The following is a 22,465-nucleotide window of genomic DNA, read 5'->3' on the forward strand; positions in this document are numbered from 1 at the left end:
AGGGGTCTGGGTACTAAAGGCGGGAGAAGCTAAAGGCGGGTGGGCGGTGCACCGGGCTGGCCGCCGTCGCGCTCGCCGGTGTAGCGGTATAGGCGCGGAGGGCGGTGCTTGCCGCCCTGAAGAAATTCATCGGTGGGCTCGATGTGGGCAGTTTGCTTGAGCTGGCGACGGAAGTTGGCCGGGTCAATACTGCGGTTGAGAACCGCCTCATACACCTCGCGCACCTGGGCCAGCGTGAACGTTTCGCCGAGCAGGTGGTACGCGATGGACCCATAGGTCATCTTGTTCCGGATGCGCCACAGGGCGTAATCAACGATCTCGTTGTGGTCGAAGGCCAGCGTTTGCAGCCCATCCGCACGGAACCACTTGACGTTGTCCGTTTCCTGCGCCTGATCGGCCTGGGTGGATTGAACCAGCGCCCAGTAAACGATGGAGACAACGCGCTGGCTTGGCGAACGGTGCAGGCCGCCGAACGCGTACAGCTGTTCCAGATAGTTGGGGGCCAGCCCCGTGGTGTCCTGCAGGTTTCTGGCCGCAGCATCGAGGAGGGAATCCGCCTGTGTCAGCGGCCCACCTGGAAGGGCCCAGAGGTCCTTGAATGGTTCGCGAATGCGGCGTACCAGCGGCAGCCATAAGGTTGGCCGGCCACTGTTTTCACTGGGGCGCAGGGCGAAGATGACGGTGGAAATGGCCAGCGCGGGCGGCAGCGCCTGCCGCTCACTGATGTTGGCAGCGCTGAAACTTGAGGCATTACCGGCTGGGGCACTGAAGCCTGAGGCTCCGGCGACTGCTGTCCGATCCATGTCCTGCACCAATTTCCCTAGTTAGAGTCATATTGACTTGAACTGATTCTACGACCATCAAGTCTCCAGAAACAAATTATCCAGAGGCGAGGTCACCATCCGGGACACAAAGACGGAATATGGTCACCCTGCCGACCCACCATGGCTCGGCGGATGGTACGGGCCACTCATGGGATAATTCTTGGCAGGGGCCAACCGTTCGTCCCCTCGGCCTACCCGGCCCGTACCGCAAAAGAAGGCCCTCCACCACATGCTCCCCCAGACGTCCGCTCCAGCCCCCTCGACTACCGGGTTGGGATCCTCACTCAAACAGCGGCAGCTGACCATGATGGGTCTTGGCAGCGCCATCGGCGCCGGCCTCTTCCTCGGTTCGGGCGAGGGCATCATGACGGCCGGACCTGCCGTGCTGATCTCCTATCTGGTGGCAGGAACCATGATCATTTTGGTCATGTGGGCCCTGGGTGAGATGGCCGCGGCGAATCCCAACTCGGGCGCCTTCTCCGTCTATGCGGAAAAAGCTATGGGCAAAGTGGCCGGATCCACGGTTGGCTGGCTGTGGTGGTTACAGCTAGTGGTGGTCATTGCCGCCGAGGCTCTGGGCGCTTCTCAACTCCTCGTCTCGATCTGGCCCGTGCTGCCCGCTTGGGTCCTGACACTGATTTTTATGGTGGTATTTACTACCATCAACCTCACCTCCGTCAAGAACTACGGGGAGTTTGAGTTTTGGTTTGCGCTGTTGAAGGTGGCGGCCATTGTCTTGTTCATACTCTTTGGCATCGCCCTGCTGCTGGGCCTGGTCCCCGGCGCGACATCACCGGGCCTGGGCAATCTCGTCAACCACGGAGGCTTCGCCCCAACTGGCATGGCCGGCATTTCCACTGCCTTGTTCGTGGTCGCCTTCGCTTTTGGCGGCACCGAAATCGTCGCCGTTGCCGCCGCCGAAACGGCTGATCCGGCTCGCAGCGTGACGGTCGCCATCCGTACCGTGGTGTGGCGCATCCTGGTCTTTTACGTAGGTTCCATCTTCATTATCACCGCCGTTCTGCCGTGGACCTCCGAGGCACTGAGTTCCCCTTTCGCCGGTGTCTTGAACGTAGCGGGCCTGCCGTGGGCCGGCACGGCGATCACCCTGGTGGCCGTCGCGGCCCTGCTCTCGGCCCTCAACGCCAACCTCTACGGCGCCTCGCGCATGATCCACTCGCTGTCTGAGCGCCGCGAAGCACCCAGCGTCTTCGCCCGCACCAACAAGCGGGCGGTGCCGGTGGCCGCCGTCGTAGTTTCCGTGGCTTTCGGCTTCATCACTGTGGTGTGGGAAATGCTCTACCCCGACACCGTCCTGAAGGTGCTGCTGAACCTTGTGGGCTCCACGTGTCTGGTTGTGTGGGGAATGGCCCTGCTCTCACAGCTCATCCTGCGCCGCCGCGCCGACCGCGATGGCACCGAGCTTCCGCTGCGCATGCGCGGATTCCCGTACCTGACCATCGCCGGGCTGGTCCTGCTCCTTGCCATCTTCGTGGTGGGCTTCAGCGATCCGGTCAGCCGCACACAATTGCTCAGCTCATTCACGCTCATTGCCGGCATCGCAGTGCTCAACATGATCGCCCAGTTGCGCAAGCGAAAACGAGCCTCGAGCCAGCTCTAGACCGAAGTCCCCGGCCCGGTACAGTTTTCGCTATTGTTGACGTACGACGGCGGCACTGACCGCCGCGGGAAAGGTTGGGCTATGACTTCCCCCGGCAAGCACAAGGCCACGATGGAGCACCACACCACTGAGGGTGCCCCGGCAGGGCTGAATTCGGTTGTCTTTGAACCCGACTCCCCGGCGGCGTTGCCCCCGGTTTTTCTGATCCACGGCTTCGCGTCCTCGATCGACCTCAATTGGGTCAAGACCGGGTGGGTGAAAGCCCTCAACAATGCCGGCCGCCTCGTGATCAGTGTTGATCTTCCGGGGCACGGACACAGCGCGGCGCCCGTTGATCTTGATTCATATACGCCAGGCAAGATTCGAGCCGATCTCTTACAGATACTTTTCGATGAGGGCGTTCGTCCACTCACTGCAGCCGATCCCACTAGTGGCGTGGACCTGATCGGCTACTCCTTGGGTTCACGCTTGGCCTGGGAGTTTGGTGCCACACAGCCAGAGCTGGTGCGCAAAATGGTGCTCGGCGGACCCAACCCCGATGATCCGCTGGCCGATTTCGATTTACGGGCGGCGCAGGATTTCCTCAACGACGGCACCCCGATCGCCGATGAATCGACGGCATGGCTGCTGAACATGGCCCAGGTGATCCCGTCCAATGACATCTTCGCTCTTCTGGCCTTGATTCAGGCCGTCAAGATGGAGCCTTTCGATCCCACGGACGCTGTTCCCCGCATGCCGGTGTTGCTGGTGGCCGGAGATCTCGATGAACGGGCCCGCAGCATGGACCGGTTGGCTGCCCTCAGCAAGAGTGCAGCGCGTGTTGTCATCCCCGGGCGCAACCACAACAACACGGTCACATCGCGCGAATTCAAGGACGCCGCGATCGCGTTCCTCGCATAATAGCTCGCCCCAGGCCCGTTGACCCGTCACATAATGCCGTTATGAACTCCCATAGCGGCATTATGTGACGGGTCAACGGCTGAGGCACGAGGACTCTGCGTTAGTGGTTCCGCTTGAGACGGCCGCGCAGGCTCACGGCGGCGACGAGTCCCAGAAGCAACAAGGCCGAAGCCGCTACGATCGGGACGATGAACGCGGTGTGGTACCCAACGTTCTGTGCCAGCGAACCGGCGATGGAACTGCCCAGCGCCGTTCCAGCGACAATGCCACTGGCCAGCGCCGTCATGACGGTCCCCATCCACTGCGGCGGAGCAACTACGCTGCCGACGCTGAAGATGGTCACCATGGTGGGGCCAACAAATAGTCCAACGAGCAGCAGTACCCAGACCATCTGCCCCAATGACTCGGGAACAAGGAACATTGCTGCACCCGCCGCCATGAGCCCGGACGCCAACACCCAGCGCCATGAATAGCCGAACTTGGCGGGCCAATATGCAACGGACAATGCCGTCACCGCGGAGCTTGCTCCCATGATGGCGTACATGAGCCCGGCCTGATCCACGGATCCGTGGACGCCTGTGAAGGCCGTCAAGGCGGTCTGGGAGGAGCCGAAGAAGGCGCCCATGCAGAGCATGCCCATCACCGGAACGGCAACAAGGAACCAATTGGGCCTTTCGCCCGAAACGTAGCCGGCGTTGCCCACGGTGGTACTGGCTGGGCGTGCACCAACAACTCGCTCGGTGGGGTGAAGCGCAAAAAGCGTTACCAGGGCCAGCGTCATGACGGCGGCAAGAACCAGCGGCAACCAGGGCGCAACGAGCGACGCCAGAAGTCCAACGAGCGCCGGTCCCAAGACAAACGTCACCTCGTCGGCTGTTCCTTCGAGGGAAAGCGCGGTGTCAACGAGGGGGCCTTGTTCCTTGGCGGGGAGCTTTTTGCTCAACGCCATCCAGCGTACGCGGGACAACGGGCCAACCTGGGGAGAGGTAGCTCCGGCCACCAGCGCGGTGGCCAAGACCGTCAGGGTTGCCCCATCCGTGACGTCGGCGCCCTGTTCAGGCAGCAAGGCGTAGGCCAGGATCACCACGGCCGCGACCAGCACAGCGTTAATCACGGCAGCTACCAATAAGATGCGTTTTTGGCCCAGGCGGTCAGCAAGGTAGCCGGTCACGGGCGCACCGACGGCGGCACCAATTCCGATGCAACCTGCCGCAAAGCCACCGATGGCATAGGAATCGCTGACCGTGGTGACGAGCGTCAAAACACCGATCGTCAGCATGGCCAGGGGGACGCGGGCAAAGAGACCCAGTGGAATATAACTGGCACCGGCCAGCCGGGGCAGCGCCGCGTAGCGACCGCCCTTCGCTGCGGGGGCGCCTGATGGGCCGCTGCCGCGGGCGTCCGGGATGGACGCTGGGTCAGGGTTTGTTGGAAGTGAGGATTTCATGTGTATCAGGCCAGCTCAAAGTGCGTGTGCACCGTCCCCCCACCCGGCACACCGAACCCAAATACCTTTCCAGTCTAATGGGCTTTGGTGCGGGCCGAAACTAGGCCGAGTCCCCCACCGTCAACGTGGAACCGTTACGTCCCTTGTGGACATGCAGATGCATCGGAATGCGCTGCTTCATCTCGGCAACATGGCTGACAAGTCCCACCATCCGACCCCCATCACGCAAGCCCTCTAGGGCGTCCATGACCTGCTCCAGCGATTGTTCATCCAAACTGCCGAAGCCCTCATCAACAAAGAGCGTCTCAATGTCCAGCCCACCGGATTCCTGCTGGACAACATCGGAGAGTCCCAGCGCCAGCGCCAGTGAAGCCATGAAGGATTCCCCGCCCGAAAGTGTTGAGGTATCGCGGCTGATGCCCGTCCATTCGTCAACGACCTCCAGCCCAAGTCCCGACTTCTTGTTGCCCGACTTCGCGTCGCTGTGGCGAAGGGTGTAGCGGGCATCGCTCATGGTGGCCAGACGCAGTGAGGCAGCCTCGGCCACCTGTTCCAAGCGCGCCGCCAGGACATAACTGGTAAGCGTCATCTTCAATTTGTTGTCGCCCAGCCCGCGCACGGCGTTCGCCAGACCTTCCAACAGCTGAGCGCGTGCACGCAAAGGCGCCACTGCCTCCTCGAGCACCTTAAAGTGTGATTCCGTAGCGGCAAGCTGCGTTTGCGCCGAGCGAGCCAATCCCAACACCAGCTCACCCTGCCTAGCCCGCGCCTTGGCTTTCGCGGACTCCCCTGCCAAGCGCTCTAGCCCTTCGATAGTTGGCGGCGCTATCTTCGCGGCAACCTCAGCCTGGGCAGCAACAACCTCGGGCGCGGCAAGCCTGTCCGTGTTCACCGCAATATCCTTGGCGTGATGCGTCAATCTCGCCTCGAGTCCCGTGGCCTCAGCAGCAGTCAAGAGCGCCGCCTGTGCGGCCGGAACGTCCGCAAAGACGGATCCGTCAATGGCCTGTACCAGCGCGAGCTGTGCCTCGTCCGAGGCAGCGATTGCCGTGGCACGTTGCCGAACGGCGTGCAGGAGCGCATTGCCCGGTGCCTGTGCCAATGTCAGGGCAGCACGGCGGTCGGACAGGGACTCGAAGCCATCGCGGACAATCCTCAGATGCTCGTCCAAGGCTGCGAGCTCCTGGATAAGAGCCTCATTTCCGGCATGAAGCGATGCTGCCTTGCCGGTTGCTTCAAGCACGCCTGTCTGGGCCTTCGCGAGCTGTGCCCGAAGTTCCGCACTCTCAGCGTTAAGCGCCGCCAAGGTAGCAACAGCATCCGTGGCCGCCCGGTGCGCCGCCTTCTTAAGTTCGACGGCGGCCCGCGCCTCCGCCAACTCGCCCTCACCACCCCGTCCGGCTAGGACGGCGAGCGCACTCGTGGCCTCCGAAAGTTGTGTCTGCGCCTCGCGGGCTAAAGCTTCGGCTGAATCGAAGGCCTTTTTTGTTGCCTTCTCGGTCTTCACCAGGTCGGCACCGGAGCCGGCTAAGGGCGATGGTGCCGGGTGGACTGTGCTGCCACAAACCTGGCACGGCTCACCATCGATGAGTTCCGCGGCCAGCTCACCGGCGGCCTGACTGAGCCGAAGGTTGAAGGCGTCCAGCCACTGCTCCTTCGCGTCCAAGGCGTTGGCACGGGTAGCAGTCTGGGTCTCGGTGAGCTCCTCAACAATCTTGCGCTGGTCCTGATGGTCCTCAATGGCCGTGACAAGCTGCTCCGCCTGCTTAGCGTCCTGTGCAGCGTGGTCAACGTTATGGCCACCCTGGTGGAGTCCTTCTTGTTCTTCTGCTACCTCGGCCAGGCGTACGGTGGCGGCTGCGGCGTCCGCGGTGTGCTGTTTCTGGGCAGCAAGGGCCCGTGCCAGTTCCGCCTCCCCCGTTGCCAGTTCAGCGGTTTTGTTGCTGAGCCGCAATTCCTCAGGGACTGCGGCAGCCACGGCAGCCAGCCGAGTGGTCAGCTCCCGGTCAAGGGCCTCCAGCTCGGCTTCGGCGGCACTCGCGGCGGGTTTATCTAGCACCGAAGCTGCCAACTCGTTGGCGTCGAGGTCCGCTGCTGCGACCTCAACTGAGCGCTTCGCCTTCTCACTGGCAGCGGACGTCTTCACTGACTGGTTCATGACGGGAACCAGAATCTGGGCCGCATGGTGTTGGTCCTGATCAACGCGCCACTTCAGGGCATCGCCGGCCAGTCCCTGCAGCCGGGCTTGTTCGGCCAATGCGAGGCTCAGTGCGTCGTGCCGGTTGCGCCGGTCATTGCTTTTCTGCACCTCATCGGCCAAGGAATCCGCACTGCGCTGGGCTGACTCCGCTTGTCCGCGGGCACGGTCAACTGCTGCGGCAAGCTTGTCCGCCAAAACAGCAAAGAGTTCCAGACCGCTGAGGTCCTCCAACGATTCCAGGGACTCGCCAGCCTCGGACTCCACTGCCTCGGTCTCAAGCACCTCTGCTTCATCTCCGGCATCTTGTGCGGACCCAGCCTCCTGGGCCCCTTCTGCCGCAGACGCTGCCTCCTGGGATTGCACATCGGCCGCTAGTGCCTGTGCTGCCTGGCTACGGGCCAGCCGCTCCGCTGCCATCACCTGTGACAATCCGGCGGCAACCTCTGCCTGGGCTGCCTTGGAATCATTGCCTAAGCGGGCTTCCAAGTTCTGGTAAAGGTCTGTGCCGAAGAGTTTCTGCAGCAGCGTTTGGCGTTCTTCGGCGCTGGCCCGCAAGAATGCGGCAAAATCGCCTTGGGCCAGCAACACCACCTTGGTGAACTGCGCCATGCTCATGCCCAGCAGTTCCTGGATCTCCGCGGCAGCTTCGTCATTGCGGGTGGACTTAACCTCCCACCCTTCCGCTGTCTTTTCACGTAGTTGGGTGCTGGCCTGTTCCCGGGTGGTTCCGGTTCCGCGCTTGAGTGGCCGCATCCATTCGGGGCTGCGGCGTACCTCCAACCGCCGGCCCCCAGCACTGAATTCGCACAGTACTTCCGGGCCCACACCTTCGGCTGCGTGGTGGCTGCGAAATTGCGCTTGGGAACCCTGCCGCGTACCGGGTACACGGCCATAGAGCGCGTACGCGATGGCATCAAGGACACTTGTTTTGCCTGCTCCCGTGGATCCGTTGAGCAGGAACAGCCCTTGGGAGCCAAGGTGGTCAAAGTCCACAATTTCGCGTCCGGCAAAGGGGCCGAAAGCCTGAATTTCCAGACGGTGAATCCTCACAGCGCTACCTCCTGTTCCCGGACGCTGGCTAGGGCCTCGCGCAGGACACGTCCTTCTTCGGTGTTGGCGCCGCGTTCACGGACGTGGTCAAGAAAGCCGCAGCACAGTTCAAGTGCGTCGGCCGCCTTGGCGATGCGGTCACCGTAGCTTTGTTTGTTTGCGTTCCGCGCGGTTTCTGGTTCGAACATCAGCACCAGCGTGTTCGGGAAGCGGACGCGAAGACGTTCCATGGCCAGCGCGGGCCGATCGTTGTCGGTTAGCGTGATCTGGCAATAATTCTCTTCGGCGAAGGCCCACTCCGGGGAAGAAAGCAGCTCCTCGATTTTCCCCGAAAGGATGCTCAAGGCCCGTTCCGGCGACCAATCAACCTTGGTGACCTCCTTCAACCCATCCGCGGTGATCTCCAGCAGCCAGGCTCCCTTGTTGTGTCTGGCCTCGGAGAAGGAGTAGTGCAGCGGGGACCCCGAGTACCGCACAGACTCGCTGAGTTTCTGTGGACCGTGCAGGTGTCCCAACGCCGTGTAAGTAAAGGGTTCAAAGAGATCCAGCGGCACCGCACCGACGCCCCCAACGGACAGTTCGCGTTCGCTACTGGAGGTGATGCCACCGCTGGCAAAGGTATGGGCCAGCACCACGGAGGCAGTTCCGGGCGCACGGGTAGCCAAATCAGCCTTAATCAACGCAACGGCTGCTTCGGTGACACTAAAGTGTGTGCCTGTCTCAACTCCAAGATCCTGCGCAACTAGCCGTGGTTCAAGGAACGGGATGCCATAGATCGCCACCTGGCCATCCGATTCACCATCCAAAGGCAACAGCACGGGCGTGGCTAGATCAGCCAGTCGAGTCCGCAGATGCACCCCGGCACGTTCCAGGAGGCGGCCACCAAAGCCGAGCCTCGTGGCAGAATCATGGTTTCCGCTCGTGACAACCACCTGCGCGCCGGCTGCATTGAGCCTGGCCAGAATGTCATCGAAGAGATTCACCACATCCACGCTGGGCAGCGCCCGGTCATAGACGTCGCCCGCGACCAGGACAACATCAACGTTTTCGGCAACGACCGTGTCAAGGAGTTGCTCGGCAAAACGCCGTTGGGCCGCGAGTGTTCCCACTCCGTGGAAAGCCCTGCCTAGGTGCCAATCGGAGGTGTGAAGTAGCTTCATGCTTCCACGCTAGTGCAGGGCACCGACATTCTAGGATTCGCATTCCACAACCGGCCCCGCTAGGGACTCCAAACAACCGACTTAACGCAGAGCGGCCCTCCCCACACTTGGTGGGAAGGGCCGAATCCTAACGGCGAAGGTTACTTCTTGGCGCCGTCGAAGAAGGCTTGTGCGTCATCGACCGCGCTGCCCTTCACAGGGGCAGCCTTGCCGTTGATGCTCGACGCCGGAACGGGTGCGGCAGGTGCCTCGGCGGCTGAGTCATCCGTCTCCAAAGCCTCGGAAGCAACGGTGGCGGCGGGAACGGCGGAGGAGGTCTCGGCGTCGTCCGTCAGGTCTGCCACGGCCACAGCCGGTACGAAGGCGCGGTAGATAGCGGCGGCCAGGGCGGCACCAACCAGCGGGGCCAGCCAGAACAGCCACAGCTGGCCGGCAGCCCAGGACTCGGCCAGGAAGACCACGGAGGTGGCGCGGGCCGGGTTCAGCGAACCATTGCTCAGCGGCATGGTGATGGCCACGGCAACGGCAAAGGCCACACCGATCGCAACAGGACCGAGGGTTGTCTTGTTCCGGATGGAGGTGATGCCAAGGATCATGGCGGTTAGTACGGCAACGGCAACGACCTCCACGATCAGCACGCCCACCAAGGGCACCTGGGACGGGGAATGGGCGTCAAAACCGTTGGCCAGGGCTCCGAAGAGCGCCGCGGTCTCAGGCGTGGCACCGGCAGGCATGACCTTCATCATGCCCAGCCAGACTACGGAGGCCAATATGGCGCCAATGGTCTGGGCGACGATGTACAGGCCCATGGCGGAGTACTTCAGCCGGCCGGCCACGGCCAGGCCCAGTGAAAAGGCGGGGTTGAAGTAACCGTTGGAGATGTGGCCGAAGGAAACGATGGCCGCCACCATGGCCAGTCCGTAGGCGAAGCCAATGGTGGCCGCTGACCCTGTGGAGTTGAATAGTGCGGTGCCGAGACCGGCAAAGACAATGAAAAAGCTGCCCAGAGCTTCGATGGCGACGCGGGTACTCAGCGGGTAAGCCTGCACCGGGGCCTGGACTGTTCCGGATGAAGTCATGGTGTGTGAATCCTTCGGTTGCAAATGAAAAGAAAAATTGTGGGGCGTGGCGGGTGATTAAAACCCAAGCGCCAAAGCGCATACGGTGGCCACAGCCAGAGCCACTATAGCGGCCGATGCTGTACGTAACATAAGAGTCGGAACCGCTATTTCGGCGCTGTGACCGAGCACCCCAACGCCAGCATGCAGCAGCCGAATCCTGCCCACGGCGCAGACCACAAGGACGATCGTGGTGAGGCAGGCGAGCACGGCACAGATCCCCAAGCCAATGACTTGGGCGGAGTGGTCGGTGGTGAGCAATCCATCGGTTGCGCCTTCCGTGAGCCCGTGCAGCCAGCCGCGCCATATAAGGATGTCGGCGATGATGGCGCTGAGGACTGTTCGGCGCCAGGCCAACGCGGTGCGTTCGGGCTGCAGGCCGGGGTCACGCTCAGTTTCCCCTTGCGGCGTCAATTCCGGGACAAGCATGTCAGGGCCGGACAAGGATCAGCACGGCAAACACGATCGCCGCCAGCGAGACAATCACCGTCATCCCCAACATGAGCCACGAATGAGGCAGTTCCGCGTCGTTGCGCATGGCCTGTTCTTGGCGGGCCCAGCGGCGGTAGCTGACAACTGCGAGCGCGGCTCCGATAACGGCGAGGACCATGCAGAGGACGATCCGGATGATCGGCGGTGCGATCTCCGGTGCCAGCTGATCGATGGCTACCGCACCGGCAAGGAGGGCAAGCGCGGTGCGCACCCACGCTAGGAAGGTGCGCTCGTTGGCCAGCGAAAACCGGTAGTCAGGGGTTTTTCCGGTACGTCGCCAAGCTGGTTCGCGCATGGGTCTCCTCAACGCTCTGGGGTGGCAAGTTCAGCTTCGAGTCTACTGGGCACTCCATGACCTGCAGGAAACGGTAAATTGGACGGTATGACTACTGCAGCAGGCACCCTCAACGCACCTCCGGCCGACTTTGCAACGCGCGTCCAGGGCACGTTGATGGGCGGCGCTTTGGGTGACGCCTTCGGCTACCTTGTGGAGTTTGACTCGCTGGCCGATATTGCGGCCAAGTATGGCCCGGCCCTGCTGGTGGATCTCTCACAGGCGCCCAGCACAGCACACTTTTCCGACGACACCCAGATGACGCTTTACACACTGGATGGCCTGCTGGATGTTTTGGAATGGGCCAATAACGGTGTCGGCGCGGACATTAACGCCTGCCAGTGGCTCGCCTATCTGCGCTGGCTCAAGACGCAGGACATCGAGACCGCCGAGCACGCACCTGTGCAGTCTCCGCGCTGGATCGATAAGCAAAGCGTGCTGCACCACCAGCGTCACCCGGGCAATGCCTGCGTTACGGGTCTCGCCACGGGTGAGATGGGCACGGTGTTCCGCCCGGTGAACGTTGATTCCAAGGGTTGCGGCACCGTGATGCGTTCGGCCCCGTATGGTCTGCTGCCCAACATTGAGGCCGAGACCATCTACAAGATCAGCTCCGACGCCGCCTCACTCACGCACGGCCATCCCGCCGCCCGGCAGAGTTCCGGCGCCTTTAGCTGGCTGATTCATGCCTTGGTGATCGGCGGCCTTGGCCTGCGCGAGGCTGCTGCCTCGACCCGCGACCGCGCCGTTGCCGAGCCTGCCGCTGATATTGCGTTGCTGGCCCGCTTGGAGGCGGCCATAGCTCTTTCCGCGAACGACGGCGAACCCCTGTCAGGCGATTCCCTCACCGATGCGCTGGGCTTGGGTTGGGTTGCCGAAGAAGCCTTGGCGGTTGGCCTCTATAGTGTGCTGGCTACGGCCGGCGGCGCCGTTTCGCCGGTTGATCACTTCCTCGCGGCCATCCGGCTGGCGACCAACCACAGTGGCGACAGCGATTCCACGGCCTCCATAGCCGGGAACATCCTTGGTGCGTTTTACGGGGAAGCCGCCCTGCCGCCGTCGTGGTTGACCATGGCCGAGGCACCCGCACTGATCCGGCATCTCGCCGCGGAGTTCATCAAACTCACCACGGGAGAATAGCCCGCTAGTTCCTGGCGACCCCGACGTTGGCGCATTCCTCGCAAATCCCGGCGGGGATGATGCCGCGCCGCATGAGGAATCCGAAGGCCGCGCAGCCGAGGCAGAGGCCGATGAACGCTTCCAATGAGGCCGCAACGACCAGCAGGACCATGAGGGTCCAACCCGGCAGCGAGCCGCCGGAGACGAGCAGGATGAAGGCCGCGCCGGACAAGACGGCGCCGATCCCCTGCGCAAAGCGCTTGGGTGGACCCGGAACCAGTTTGGGTTCGCCCACGAGTGGGGCTAGGACGTTGACCGAGAGCAGCGCTGCTGGGGAGATCCGCGGGCCGAAGGCAAGGCGCAAAACAAAGCCGATTGCAACGACTCCCACCAGCCAGGGCAGCTGCCCAACGAGTGCGACAAGTGCAAGGACAACAACAATGCCTGCCGTGAACCTGGCGGCGTGATCATTGACGGGGTTAGGAAAAGCGAAAACCCGTTTCAGCACGCTCGGCCGAGGAGCCGGAATGAACTCAGTGGCGACGGCTTGGTGGCTGGTGAATTGGGTCATGGTTCAGGGTACGGCGGTGCTTGGCGACTTCTAAAGGATTGTTGCGCAGAATGACTAAACCCGCAGCCTCAGCCGGGGCGATCTGCGGGCGAACCGTCCCGGTCCAGTATTACAAGGCAGCGCGGTGGCGCGATCCTGCGGTAGGAACTGTCCACCAACTCCGCGATTTCCTGCCAATCCTGTACGTCAATGCTCAGATCCAGTCCCACCCAGCCGTATGGCCCAATGTAGGAAGGGATGTAAAGACGCGGATCCGCCAGCAAGGCCGCACGTTCATCGGCTTCCGGAAGAACCTGAATGGAGGCCGGTCGGGGGTGGCCCGTCTGACCTTGCCCGTAATAGGCAAAGATCCGTCCACACCTAAAAGTTGGCCGGCCAAAGGTTTCCTTCTCCGTGGCCTCCGGAAACGCCAAGCTCACACTCCGTAGTCGCAGCAGGAGCGGATCATCATCGGAGTACATCTTGGGATGAGCCATGCCAGTATCCTAGGCGCCAGCGTCTGGCGACCGCCAGCACCTCAATTGATTTGGTGCTCTAACCGACCATCTGCATGAATTCGCCTTCGGAGAGCACCTCGATGCCCTGCCCACGACGCTGCAATTCCAGCACGCGCGCGGCCTTCGAGGTGAGCCTGCCGTTGCGCAGATCGGAGGCTGTGAAGCCGCTACCCACCACTAGCACTGTGGTTTTCAGGGTGACACTGCTGGCGCACTGGGCGCCATGACCGGCGGCCCGGACCTTCGCCTCAGGTCGGCCAAGGCCAAGATCACCGGTAAACACGATGGTCTGCCCAAATAACGGGTGGGACATGTCTGCCCGTGGGTTCGGCACCGGGTTGGGGCCCTCGGTTGACCAACTTGAGCGGCCGGCGCGGGCGGTTCCATTGGCAAGCCCGGCTTTCATCTCAGCCATCTTCTCCAGGGCGGAGCGCGTTGCCTTGGACATGACGTCGGTGTCGGGGTTGTAGGCGTCGATGTGCGGCATGGGCAGCTTCATGGCCGCAAAAACGCCGCGCACCGAGTCCACCTCGTGCTTGGCTGCGATGTCAACCATGATCCCGGCACAGGCGCGGGCATCTTCGATGGCATCGTGGTGGTTGAGCAGCGGTACACCGGCAGCCTCGGCCACAAAGGGCAGCGAGTACGACGGCAATGAATAGTTCTTGCGCGAGAGCACCACCGTGCACGCATAATCGAACGCGGGCGCAGGCATGCCGGAAACCTCGGACGCCGAACGGATCACGCCAATGTCGAACGCCGCATTGTGGGCCACGAGCGCGTCATCGCCAATGAAGGCATGCACCTCGGGGAACACCTGCGCGAAACGAGGCGAAGCGGCCACGTCGTCGGGAGTGATGTTGTGGATGGTGATGTTACGGGCGTCGAAGTGGTCGTGACCCTCCGGAGGGCGCATAAGCCAGTAGCCTTCATCGACAATCACCCCGCCACGAACCTTCGTCAAACCGACGGAGCAGGGAGATCCCCTAAATCCGTTGGCAGTCTCAAAATCGATCGCAGTAAAGTCCAAAGCCACGATTCAAGGCTACCCCCGCGCACCCACACGAGGTGCATCGCGAGCCGGATCTCACATGGGCACCTCTCCCCTAGCACCCAGCTCCGCGTAAAGAATGACCGATTGTCAACCCCCTCCAATATCCTCCTTTAGGTGGAGGATGCGTTCAGCTAAGTACCGTAATCTTGGAGGGTGATACTTTCAGCTTTGAGTGACTCTGCCCTGCCTGCCCTCATGGGACGCGGGACTGTTCCTTCCCTCGGCCTCCTGCCTGATTGGCTGGACCCCATGAAGATCCTCGACAACCCGGCCATGGGCGCCTGGGTTGTTGTGCTTGCCTGCGGCATCATCTTTGCCGAGACCGGGTTGCTGGTCGGGTTCTTCCTGCCCGGAGACTCGCTACTATTCACCGCTGGTCTCTTGGTGAGCACCGGTTCAATGCCCGTCAACATCTGGGTCCTTATGGCTTTGCTGATCGTCTCAGGCTTTATTGGCAACCAGGTGGGGTATTTGATCGGGTACAAGGCCGGTCCCGCCATCTTCAACAAGCCCGAATCCCGGCTCTTCAAGAAGCAACACGTCGACAGCGCCCATGCCTTCTTTGAAAAGCACGGCGGCAAGGCCCTGATCCTGGCCCGCTTTGTTCCGATCGTGCGCACCTTCGTCCCCGTTATTGTGGGCGTGGCCAAGATGGACATGCGCAAGTTTGTACTCTTCAATGCCATCGGCGCAGTGCTGTGGGCCGGCGGCGTGACCCTGCTGGGCTACATCCTGGGCAACAAGGTGCCGTGGGTGCGCGACAACCTTGACATCATCTTCATTGCCATCGTGGCCGTCTCCATCATCCCGATCGGCATCGAATTCCTGAAGGCCATCAGCAAGCGCAACAAGAAGAAGTCCTCGCAGGCCTAAAAAATTTGGCACCAAGTACGACGGCGACCCCCGGCATAGTGCCGATAGTGCCGGGGGTCGCCGTCGTTTCGGCTGATTAGGCTTGTCAGCCGTTGGTCGGGCTTGTCGAGATCCAGGTCTCGACAAGCTCGACCAGCGCAACTGTTAGGCGAGGGCCTTCACGATGTGCGGCAGCAGCGCCCGGAACGCGTTGCCGCGGTGGCTGATGGCGTTCTTTTCCGCGCCCGTCAGTTCCGCACAGGACTTGTCCAGTCCCACAGGCTGCAGGATCGGATCGTAGCCAAAACCGCCTTCGCCGCGAGGTTCGTGGAGCAAGGTCCCTTCAAGGGTTCCTTCCTCGACAACATCCACGGTGCCATCAGGGCTGGCGAGCACGGCGGCACACACAAAGCGTGCGCCTCGATGTTCTTCGGTAATATCCGCGAGCTGTGCCAGCAGCAGATTCAGGTTCGCGCCGTCATCACCGTGACTCCCGGCCCAGCGGGCTGAAAAGATGCCCGGGGCGCCGCCAAGAACATCAACGGCAAGACCCGAGTCGTCGGCGATGGCCAAGGCGCCAGAGAACTGTGCCACGGCATGAGCCTTCAGCCGGGCGTTCTCCGCGAAGGTGACCCCCGTTTCGGCGACATCCGGAGCCTGGATCGCTCCGGCGTCGAGCACGTCCGTGTCCACATCCAAACCCGGCACCTGACCGCGCAGCAATTCGCGCAGTTCCCGAAGCTTGCCCTGGTTGTGGGTTGCCAAAATGAGTTTCGGCGCGGACATTAGGCGCCCAGGGTCTCGCGCTGGATGCGGCTCAGTTCCGTGGTGCCGATCAGGGCCAGGTCGAGCAGCTGGTTGAGCTCGTCGCGGTCGAACGGGGCGCCTTCCGCGGTGCCCTGAACCTCGACGAACTTGCCGGAGCCCGTGACAACAACGTTCATGTCGGTCTCGGCACGCACGTCTTCAACGTAGGGCAGATCCAGCATGGGAACGCCGTCGATGATGCCGACGGAGATCGCGGAGACGGAATCGATGAGCGGCTGAGCGTTCTTCGCAATCAGCTTGTTTTCCTTGGCGTAAGCGATGGCGTCGGCCAGGGCAACGTAGGCACCGGTGATCGCGGCCGTGCGGGTGCCGCCGTCGGCCTGCAAAACGTCACAGTCCAGGACGATGGTGTTTTCGCCCAGGGCCTTGGTGTCGATGATGGCGCGCAGTGAGCGGCCAATCAGACGGGAGATCTCGTGCGTGCGGCCGCCAATTTTGCCCTTGACGGATTCGCGGGAGTTACGGGTGTTCGTGGCGCGCGGGAGCATGGCGTATTCGGCCGTGACCCAGCCGGTGCCTTCGCCCTTGAGCCAGCGCGGGACGCCGGGGGTTAGGGAGGCGGTGCAGAGCACGCGGGTGTTGCCGAATTCAATCAGGGCCGATCCTTCGGCCTGCTTGGACCAGCCGCGGGTGATGGTGATGTCGCGGAGCTGGTCATTGGCGCGCCCGTCGGCGCGAAGTGTTTCATTGGAAGTCATGCTAATAAGGGTACCGGTCGAGGCACGCGGGCACGGCAATGGCGGCCCCCATCCTTGGAAGCCGCCATCTTGTTCCAGTATTAGTTCCGGACAGTACTAGATCCGGGCAGTACTACCGCCCCTTGGTTGCCAACTTGTAGCTCTTCTTCGCCGCGAAGTATGCGGCACCGGGGCCCGTGAAGCACAGCACCATGGCACCGATGCCCAGCAGGATCTGCAGGATCGTGGCGATCCCACCCGGCATGGTCAAGCTCATGAGTTGCGAGAGCGATACAACTGCCAACACGGCGCCGACAATGCGGGCCCAGCCCATGCCCTTCTTCAGGAACAGGCCAATCAGTACATAGAGGATCACGGCGACGACCGCCATGACAATCGCGGTTCCGGTGGACGCCATGATGGCATTGTCGAGTATGTTGCCGCCGGCGTCTGGCAGGCCTTGAGACTCCAGTTGATCCTTCAGCTGGGTGCGGAAGTCATCGGATTGCATTTGCAGAACAGCAAAAATGGTGGCGATGACCTGCAGCACGGCCGCACCCACCAACATGAAGAAAACGGTGTTCATGATGGGCGGGGCAGCAGGGGCCTGGACTGGGGAAAACTCGCTGGGTCCGGGGTTGTAGCGGGGCATCTCGCTCATGGTTAGCATCCTTTGTAGGTGAAGTGCGACGGCGTCTGCCGCCCTTTTCTGCCACCGAGCCTAACCGCCCCGAATAGTTAAAGGGATAGTCCTTTCGGAGGATATTCGCCTCATCCTGAACACTTCGTCCAAAAGGACAGCTAATCCAAAAGGACTGTCATTCCAAAGGACAGCTAAATCGTGTAGTGGACGCCTGCCACTGCCGCGGCCACGTCGCCGGTGTACACCTCACGGGCCTCCGTCACAACCTTGTTGGTGTCGGTCCAAACCGGAATATGGGTCAACAGCATGCGCTTCACGGTGGCGCGGGCCGCGGCCTCGCCTGCCCTTTTTCCGGTGAGATGGACGTCCTTGATGTGGTCATCGCGGCCCTCTTCGAAGGCGGCCTCGCACAAGAACATGTCGGCGTTCAGCGCGGCATCTTCCAAACCTTGGCAGCTGTCTGTGTCACCGGAATACGTCAAGACGGCCGTTCGGTCAACGCCGGTTCCGTCGTACTCGGTCACCTCTACCCGAAGCGCGTAGGCCTCTGGAACCGGGTGGTTAACGGCGTAGGGCGTCACCTTGAACGGGCCCACCATGACGGGCTCGCGTTCATTCCAATTGCGGAAATCAAACTCTTCGTGCATGCCCGGATCTAATTCGAGGCCATAGGCTGTGGCCAGGCGATCGGCCGTTTCGGCCGGTCCCCAGACAGGAATCCGTCCACTCTTCCAACCATCGGGGCTCCACCGGACCGCAACGTGCAGTCCGCACAAATCCATGCAGTGGTCCGGGTGCAGGTGGCTGAGGAAGATCGCATCGATATCTTCCAGATCCATATACTTTTGCGCTGCACCAAGGGCACCGCTGCCCAAGTCGATCAGCACCCGCCACGGCCGAACGCCGTCGTGCGCCGTAAGCAGGTAGCAAGATGCGGGCGATGACGGACCTGGGAAGGACCCGCTGCATCCAACAATCGTCAACTTCATGTTCGCTCCCCCACGCCTGTTTCCGGAACTGCCAGTCTGCCGACCGAATCGGCTAATACAAAATTCGAGACCCGGCTGGCAGCCGCACTGGGTGCATTGTTGCGGGCAGCCGCCAACATGTCTTCAGTAATGAGCGCCAGTGAACCGGTGGGATAGTGCGCCGCGACGTGGCTCACCTGTTCCACGTCCAGCACCTCGGGCCCAAGGAAACGCCGGGCCAGTACACCAAAGCTGGCCGCATCGCCGGTGGAGAGGAACTGATGCTTCGGCGCTCCGCCGGACACCCGCTCCAAATCATGACTCACGAGTGCCTTGTAGACGTCCTTGGCGGTTTCTTCGGCGCTGGACACCAAGGTCACGGAATCGCCCATAACGTATGAAATTACCCCGGTTAGCAAGGGGTAATGGGTGCAGCCAAGGACCAGCGTGTCCACCCCGGCAGCTTTCAAGGGGGCCAGATACTCTTCCGCGGTGGTCAGCAGCTCCGGGCCGGCCGTGATGCCGGATTCCACGAAGCGAACAAAATCAGGGCAGGCAACGGAGGTGATACTCAAGTCCGGAGCCGCGGCAAAGGTGTCATCGTAAGCTCGCGAACCAACCGTGGCGACAGTGCCAATCACACCAACCTTGCCTGTTCGGGTGGCGGCCACGGCCCGGCGCACGGCCGGTTGAATGACCTCAATGACAGGGATCCCATAGCGGGCCGTGTACCGTTCCCGGGCGTCGCGCAGAACCGCGGCTGATGCGGAGTTACAGGCAATCACCAGAAGTTTGACGCCAGAATCTACAAGTTCATCCATGACGCCGAGCGCGTTGGCACGAACTTCCGCGATGGGGAGAGGTCCATAGGGACCGTTGGCGGTGTCGCCTACGTACAGGATTGACTCGTTGGGCAGCTGGTCAATGACCGCACGGGCCACCGTCAATCCGCCAACCCCGGAATCAAAAATCCCGATGGGCCGCTCGGCAACGAGGCTCGTCCGCGAGCTGCCGGCTGATGTGTGCGTTGGGTTGACTGAATGTGTGCTCATGATCGATACAACAATAGTTCTTTTGTTGGCCTAACAGCGTCAATTGCGCCCAATAACACACTTACGCCCGGCGTACCCTACTTGCTGCGCGCCAGCGCGGACAGCATGGCCTGGACCAGACTTTCCTGAAGCCAGGAGACGAAGTTGTACACCAGGGACAGGTAACTTTCCACGTCTTCGGCGTCACCCCAGTCCTGCACCTGATGCACCTTCTCGGCGTCCTCTTCGTCCCTGATTTCCAACCTTTCGGCCAAGACAAGACGGACATCGTTCAGGGCCATGGCCCACAGCTTTGCTGCCTCCGGATCCAGAACCAGCTTCTCGGAGTCCAAGCCCATTGACGCAGCGCGCAAGGCGCCAATCTTTGTTTCCCGCAGGGAGCGCTCGGTGAGCTGGCGGAACTCAAGGGCCGCGTCGTCGTCGTTCCTCACGGCGTCCGGCAGAAGCCTGAGCAGAGCCGGATCACCCGGGACAGAGACGTCCATGTCCAGCCCGATCAAGGCCGCCAGAGGATCCTCGTGCGCGGGCGTGTCGGGTTCAAGCATGGCGATGATGTCGGCGAAGAGCTTGCGCAGGAGGTCACGCTCGGCGATTTCAAGGAATCCGGTGATGCCGCGACGGCCGGCAGAGAATGCTTTAGCCACGGGGGCCACCCTTCTGGACAGTTGCCCACAGGCCGAATCCGTGCATGGCAACGGCATGCGCTTCCATTTTTTCCTTGGCTCCATGGGCCACGGCGGACTTGCCCTCGGTATGGACCTCAAGCATTAATTTCGCCGCCTTTGCCTCTGAATAACCAAAATAGCTTTGGAAGACGTAACTGACGTAGCTCATCAAATTGACCGGGTCATTCCACACGATCAAATCCCAGGGGATGTCTGGGGAGATGAGTTCACGCGTTGAGACTTCCCGGTCTGTTTCCGGGGCTGTGCTGACACTCATATGTCCATTCTAGTGTTGCCGCACTAAAGTAAATTCCGTGACTACGCCATCAAGCTGGGGCCAGCCCCGCACATCATTGTTTACAGATCACTACGAGCTGACAATGCTTCAAGCAGCCCTGCACTCCGGCGCGGCACACCGCCGAAGCGTGTTTGAAGCCTTCGCCCGCCGCCTGCCTGACGGCCGCCGGTATGGGGTTGTGGGTGGAACGGGCCGCATCTTGGAGGGTCTGGAGCACTTCCGCTTTGGCCCCGAGGAGCTGAATTTCCTGGCCCAAAACAACGTAGTCAATGACGAAACGTTGTCCTGGTTGGCCGATTTTAAGTTCTCCGGGAGCGTCTACGGTTACGCAGAGGGCGAATTTTACTTCCCGAATTCGCCCATCTTGACGATCGAATCCACATTCGCCGAGGCCTGCATCCTTGAAACATACGTCCTTTCCATCCTGAACCACGATTCCGCCATCGCCTCCGCAGCCTCCCGCATGATTGGCGCCGCCGGCTTCCGCCCGTGCATCGAGATGGGATCCCGGCGCACGCATGAGGAATCCGCCGTTGCAGCTTCCCGCGCTGCCGTGATCGCCGGTTTCCATGGCACCTCCAATTTGGAGGCCGGCCTGCGTTACGGTGTGCTCACCCTTGGCACGGCCGCGCATTCCTTCACCCTCCTGCATGATTCCGAAGAGGAGGCCTTCCGCGCCCAGCTCGGTTCCATGGGCTCTGGCACCACGTTGCTGGTTGACACGTACGACGTCGAAGCCGCCGTCCGCAAGGCGGTCGCCATCGCCGGTCCCGCCTTGGGCGGCGTGCGGTTGGACTCGGGTGATTTGCTCGCCCAGGCGCGCGACGTCCGGGCGTTGTTGGATTCGCTCGGCAATACCAACACGCGCATCACCGTGACCAGCGATCTCGACGAGTTCGCCATCGCGGCATTGGCTGCGGCGCCGGTTGATTCCTACGGAGTTGGCACGTCCCTGGTGACAGGCTCCGGGGCGCCCACCGCCTCCATGGTCTACAAGCTCGTGTCCCGCGAGGGCGACGACGGCGAGTTTGTCTCCGTGGCCAAGGCAGCCAAGAACAAGGCCAGCGTGGGCGGGCGCAAGTACGCGCTGCGCCGGCTCAACAAGGCGGGCATTGCCACGAGCGAGGTGGTTGGCATTGGCCACAACCCCGCCGCGGACAGCAACGACCGGGTCCTTCTGGAAGAATTCATGACCGACGGCGTCCTAGTGCCGGGCTGGACCGGCTCAGAGGGAGTCGTCCGGGCCACGGCCCGCCACGCAGCGTCCATGGCCGAAATGCCTGGAACCGCCCGCAGGCTCCAGCGCGGGGAGCCAGTCATCCCCACCGAATACGAACAAGCAATACCAGTAACGAAATAACGAGGAGCACCCCATGGCTAAGGCCCTAATCATTGTTGACGTGCAGAACGATTTCTGCGAGGGCGGCTCGCTTGCCGTTGCCGGCGGCGCCGATCTTGCCAGCGAGATCAGCGAACTACTGGAGAATGCCACGGACTTCGACTTCATCGTGGCTACGCAGGACTGGCATGTTGATCCCGGCAGCCACTTCTCCGAGACTCCTGACTTCGTGAAAAGTTGGCCCGTACACTGCGTAGCCGGTTCTAAGAGGGCCGCTCTGCACCGCAACCTCGACACCGAGGACATTGACGCCTACTTCCGCAAGGGCAAGTATGACGCCGCCTATTCGGGCTTTGACGGCCTACTGGCACCCGAGGACGAGGTTGCAGTGGGTGAACGCGAAGCCAACCAGAGTGCCGACGAGGACGCCGAGGATCCCGTGAGCCTCGACGAATGGCTACGCGAAAATGACGTCGAGGACGTTGTGGTGGTAGGCATCGCTACTGAGCACTGCGTTCGCGCCACGGCCCTGGATGCTGTCAATGCGGGCTACAACACCACGGTCCTACGTGATTACGTCGCAGGCATCGACGAAGACGCGGCCGAAGAAGCGTTAGAAGAACTCGAAGACGCGGGCATCGAGGTCAAGTAGCGCGTACGCGGGCCGATCAGCGATGGTGAGGGCCCGCCGTCGTGCTTGAACTCCAAAATGCCACCGCCTCCCATTAATGAACCCCGTAGACGGGGCTCATTAAT

At 61.9% G+C, this 22,465-nt stretch carries 23 protein-coding genes; 6 read left to right on the forward strand and 17 right to left on the reverse strand.

The genetic code is table 11. The features are described from left to right. Positions 1–29: 29 nt before the first annotated feature. Positions 30–803, reverse strand: a complete 774-nt coding sequence (locus ACP7B9_RS08020; protein WP_425862338.1) for an NUDIX hydrolase — start codon at positions 801–803, stop codon at positions 30–32. A 250-nt stretch (positions 804–1,053) separates the two neighbouring features. Here ACP7B9_RS08020 and ACP7B9_RS08025 point away from each other — a divergent pair, with 250 nt between their 5' ends. Together ACP7B9_RS08025 and ACP7B9_RS08030 are read left to right on the forward strand one after the other, a co-directional pair. Continuing rightward, positions 1,054–2,445, forward strand: coding sequence for an amino acid permease (locus tag ACP7B9_RS08025; RefSeq protein ID WP_425862340.1), 1,392 nt, complete (start codon positions 1,054–1,056; stop codon positions 2,443–2,445). Between the two features lie 81 nt (positions 2,446–2,526). Next, entirely contained in the window at positions 2,527–3,345 is an 819-nt protein-coding gene (locus ACP7B9_RS08030) for an alpha/beta fold hydrolase (protein WP_425862341.1), read from the forward strand. Positions 3,346–3,445: 100 nt separating this feature from the next. Here ACP7B9_RS08030 and ACP7B9_RS08035 read toward each other — a convergent pair whose 3' ends face one another. The 6 genes from ACP7B9_RS08035 to ACP7B9_RS08060 form a co-directional block, all read right to left on the reverse strand. Beyond that, entirely contained in the window at positions 3,446–4,792 is a 1,347-nt protein-coding gene (locus ACP7B9_RS08035) for an MFS transporter (protein WP_425862343.1), read from the reverse strand. Between the two features lie 100 nt (positions 4,793–4,892). Continuing rightward, positions 4,893–8,042 (reverse strand): AAA family ATPase, encoded by a 3,150-nt coding sequence (locus tag ACP7B9_RS08040; RefSeq protein WP_425862345.1) that lies wholly within the window; start codon positions 8,040–8,042, stop codon positions 4,893–4,895. Continuing rightward, the gene (locus ACP7B9_RS08045) at positions 8,039–9,202 is read right to left on the reverse strand and encodes an exonuclease SbcCD subunit D (RefSeq protein ID WP_425862347.1); all 1,164 of its coding nucleotides are present in this window, start codon (positions 9,200–9,202) and stop codon (positions 8,039–8,041) included. The genes ACP7B9_RS08040 and ACP7B9_RS08045 overlap by 4 nt, the downstream gene beginning before the upstream one ends. 140 nt (positions 9,203–9,342) lie before the next feature. Next, a complete protein-coding gene (locus ACP7B9_RS08050) occupies positions 9,343–10,281 on the reverse strand; it encodes an aquaporin (protein WP_425862348.1) in 939 nt (312 codons plus the stop codon). A gap of 57 nt (positions 10,282–10,338) precedes the next feature. Further along, a complete protein-coding gene (locus tag ACP7B9_RS08055; protein ID WP_425862349.1) occupies positions 10,339–10,749 on the reverse strand; it encodes a DUF202 domain-containing protein in 411 nt (136 codons plus the stop codon). Between the two features lies 1 nt (position 10,750). After that, positions 10,751–11,107, reverse strand: coding sequence for a YidH family protein (locus ACP7B9_RS08060; RefSeq protein WP_425862350.1), 357 nt, complete (start codon positions 11,105–11,107; stop codon positions 10,751–10,753). 87 nt (positions 11,108–11,194) lie between these two features. Between ACP7B9_RS08060 and ACP7B9_RS08065 the strand changes: the two genes are divergently transcribed. After that, positions 11,195–12,286 (forward strand): ADP-ribosylglycohydrolase family protein, encoded by a 1,092-nt coding sequence (locus tag ACP7B9_RS08065; RefSeq protein ID WP_425862351.1) that lies wholly within the window; start codon positions 11,195–11,197, stop codon positions 12,284–12,286. A 4-nt stretch (positions 12,287–12,290) separates the two neighbouring features. Here ACP7B9_RS08065 and ACP7B9_RS08070 read toward each other — a convergent pair whose 3' ends face one another. From ACP7B9_RS08070 to ACP7B9_RS08080, 3 genes are all read right to left on the reverse strand, one after another. Next, entirely contained in the window at positions 12,291–12,836 is a 546-nt protein-coding gene (locus ACP7B9_RS08070) for a DUF4395 domain-containing protein (RefSeq protein WP_425862353.1), read from the reverse strand. A gap of 68 nt (positions 12,837–12,904) precedes the next feature. Then, positions 12,905–13,312: an MmcQ/YjbR family DNA-binding protein gene (locus tag ACP7B9_RS08075; RefSeq protein WP_425862354.1), complete on the reverse strand. Its 408-nt coding sequence runs from the start codon at positions 13,310–13,312 to the stop codon at positions 12,905–12,907. 58 nt (positions 13,313–13,370) lie between these two features. Further along, positions 13,371–14,369: an exonuclease domain-containing protein gene (locus tag ACP7B9_RS08080; RefSeq protein ID WP_425862355.1), complete on the reverse strand. Its 999-nt coding sequence runs from the start codon at positions 14,367–14,369 to the stop codon at positions 13,371–13,373. A 186-nt stretch (positions 14,370–14,555) separates the two neighbouring features. Here ACP7B9_RS08080 and ACP7B9_RS08085 point away from each other — a divergent pair, with 186 nt between their 5' ends. Beyond that, positions 14,556–15,260: a DedA family protein gene (locus ACP7B9_RS08085; protein ID WP_425862357.1), complete on the forward strand. Its 705-nt coding sequence runs from the start codon at positions 14,556–14,558 to the stop codon at positions 15,258–15,260. A gap of 144 nt (positions 15,261–15,404) precedes the next feature. On the opposite strand, the gene rdgB is transcribed toward ACP7B9_RS08085, so the two are convergent. The 7 genes from rdgB to clpS all read right to left on the reverse strand — a co-directional run bounded on the left by rdgB (position 15,405) and on the right by clpS (position 20,349). Beyond that, a complete protein-coding gene (gene rdgB, locus ACP7B9_RS08090; protein ID WP_425862358.1) occupies positions 15,405–16,025 on the reverse strand; it encodes an RdgB/HAM1 family non-canonical purine NTP pyrophosphatase in 621 nt (206 codons plus the stop codon). After that, positions 16,025–16,765 carry a ribonuclease PH gene (gene rph / locus ACP7B9_RS08095; RefSeq protein WP_425862360.1) on the reverse strand — a complete coding sequence of 247 codons (741 nt, stop codon included), beginning with the start codon at positions 16,763–16,765 and terminating at the stop codon, positions 16,025–16,027. The genes rdgB and rph overlap by 1 nt, the downstream gene beginning before the upstream one ends. Positions 16,766–16,877: 112 nt before the next feature. Next, positions 16,878–17,405: a hypothetical protein gene (locus tag ACP7B9_RS08100; protein WP_425862362.1), complete on the reverse strand. Its 528-nt coding sequence runs from the start codon at positions 17,403–17,405 to the stop codon at positions 16,878–16,880. Between the two features lie 173 nt (positions 17,406–17,578). Continuing rightward, positions 17,579–18,376, reverse strand: coding sequence for an MBL fold metallo-hydrolase (locus ACP7B9_RS08105; protein WP_425862363.1), 798 nt, complete (start codon positions 18,374–18,376; stop codon positions 17,579–17,581). Continuing rightward, the gene (murI, locus tag ACP7B9_RS08110; protein WP_425862365.1) at positions 18,373–19,407 is read right to left on the reverse strand and encodes a glutamate racemase; all 1,035 of its coding nucleotides are present in this window, start codon (positions 19,405–19,407) and stop codon (positions 18,373–18,375) included. The genes ACP7B9_RS08105 and murI overlap by 4 nt, the downstream gene beginning before the upstream one ends. Positions 19,408–19,484: 77 nt before the next feature. Beyond that, positions 19,485–20,051, reverse strand: coding sequence for a DUF2017 domain-containing protein (locus ACP7B9_RS08115; RefSeq protein ID WP_425862367.1), 567 nt, complete (start codon positions 20,049–20,051; stop codon positions 19,485–19,487). Further along, positions 20,044–20,349, reverse strand: coding sequence for an ATP-dependent Clp protease adapter ClpS (clpS, locus tag ACP7B9_RS08120; protein WP_425862368.1), 306 nt, complete (start codon positions 20,347–20,349; stop codon positions 20,044–20,046). Before clpS ends, ACP7B9_RS08115 begins: the two co-directional genes overlap by 8 nt. A gap of 37 nt (positions 20,350–20,386) precedes the next feature. Here clpS and ACP7B9_RS08125 point away from each other — a divergent pair, with 37 nt between their 5' ends. Together ACP7B9_RS08125 and ACP7B9_RS08130 are read left to right on the forward strand one after the other, a co-directional pair. Then, on the forward strand, positions 20,387–21,730 hold the full coding sequence (locus tag ACP7B9_RS08125) for a nicotinate phosphoribosyltransferase (RefSeq protein ID WP_425862370.1): 1,344 nt from the start codon (positions 20,387–20,389) through the stop codon (positions 21,728–21,730). A 13-nt stretch (positions 21,731–21,743) separates the two neighbouring features. Then, positions 21,744–22,361 carry an isochorismatase family protein gene (locus ACP7B9_RS08130; RefSeq protein ID WP_425862372.1) on the forward strand — a complete coding sequence of 206 codons (618 nt, stop codon included), beginning with the start codon at positions 21,744–21,746 and terminating at the stop codon, positions 22,359–22,361. Positions 22,362–22,465: the final 104 nt, after the last annotated feature.

Origin of the sequence: Arthrobacter sp. TWP1-1 (assembly GCF_049897845.1) — a bacterium.
Classification (GTDB): Bacteria; Actinomycetota; Actinomycetes; order Actinomycetales; family Micrococcaceae; genus Specibacter.

What these genes read in the sequence shown, in the direction of transcription:
- ACP7B9_RS08105 (WP_425862363.1), bottom strand. Translation starts at nt 18,376, where the DNA reads ATGAAGTTGACGATTGTTGGATGCAGCGGGTCCTTCCCAGGTCCGTCA.
- ACP7B9_RS08050 (WP_425862348.1), bottom strand. Translation starts at nt 10,281, where the DNA reads ATGACTTCATCCGGAACAGTCCAGGCCCCGGTGCAGGCTTACCCGCTG.
- ACP7B9_RS08100 (WP_425862362.1), bottom strand. Translation starts at nt 17,405, where the DNA reads ATGAGCGAGATGCCCCGCTACAACCCCGGACCCAGCGAGTTTTCCCCA.
- ACP7B9_RS08130 (WP_425862372.1), top strand. Translation starts at nt 21,744, where the DNA reads ATGGCTAAGGCCCTAATCATTGTTGACGTGCAGAACGATTTCTGCGAG.
- ACP7B9_RS08020 (WP_425862338.1), bottom strand. Translation starts at nt 803, where the DNA reads ATGGATCGGACAGCAGTCGCCGGAGCCTCAGGCTTCAGTGCCCCAGCC.
- murI (WP_425862365.1), bottom strand. Translation starts at nt 19,407, where the DNA reads ATGAGCACACATTCAGTCAACCCAACGCACACATCAGCCGGCAGCTCG.
- ACP7B9_RS08035 (WP_425862343.1), bottom strand. Translation starts at nt 4,792, where the DNA reads ATGAAATCCTCACTTCCAACAAACCCTGACCCAGCGTCCATCCCGGAC.
- ACP7B9_RS08030 (WP_425862341.1), top strand. Translation starts at nt 2,527, where the DNA reads ATGACTTCCCCCGGCAAGCACAAGGCCACGATGGAGCACCACACCACT.
- rph (WP_425862360.1), bottom strand. Translation starts at nt 16,765, where the DNA reads ATGACTTCCAATGAAACACTTCGCGCCGACGGGCGCGCCAATGACCAG.
- ACP7B9_RS08065 (WP_425862351.1), top strand. Translation starts at nt 11,195, where the DNA reads ATGACTACTGCAGCAGGCACCCTCAACGCACCTCCGGCCGACTTTGCA.
- ACP7B9_RS08055 (WP_425862349.1), bottom strand. Translation starts at nt 10,749, where the DNA reads ATGCTTGTCCCGGAATTGACGCCGCAAGGGGAAACTGAGCGTGACCCC.
- ACP7B9_RS08075 (WP_425862354.1), bottom strand. Translation starts at nt 13,312, where the DNA reads ATGGCTCATCCCAAGATGTACTCCGATGATGATCCGCTCCTGCTGCGA.
- ACP7B9_RS08070 (WP_425862353.1), bottom strand. Translation starts at nt 12,836, where the DNA reads ATGACCCAATTCACCAGCCACCAAGCCGTCGCCACTGAGTTCATTCCG.
- rdgB (WP_425862358.1), bottom strand. Translation starts at nt 16,025, where the DNA reads ATGTCCGCGCCGAAACTCATTTTGGCAACCCACAACCAGGGCAAGCTT.
- ACP7B9_RS08045 (WP_425862347.1), bottom strand. Translation starts at nt 9,202, where the DNA reads ATGAAGCTACTTCACACCTCCGATTGGCACCTAGGCAGGGCTTTCCAC.
- ACP7B9_RS08025 (WP_425862340.1), top strand. Translation starts at nt 1,054, where the DNA reads ATGCTCCCCCAGACGTCCGCTCCAGCCCCCTCGACTACCGGGTTGGGA.
- clpS (WP_425862368.1), bottom strand. Translation starts at nt 20,349, where the DNA reads ATGAGTGTCAGCACAGCCCCGGAAACAGACCGGGAAGTCTCAACGCGT.
- ACP7B9_RS08060 (WP_425862350.1), bottom strand. Translation starts at nt 11,107, where the DNA reads ATGCGCGAACCAGCTTGGCGACGTACCGGAAAAACCCCTGACTACCGG.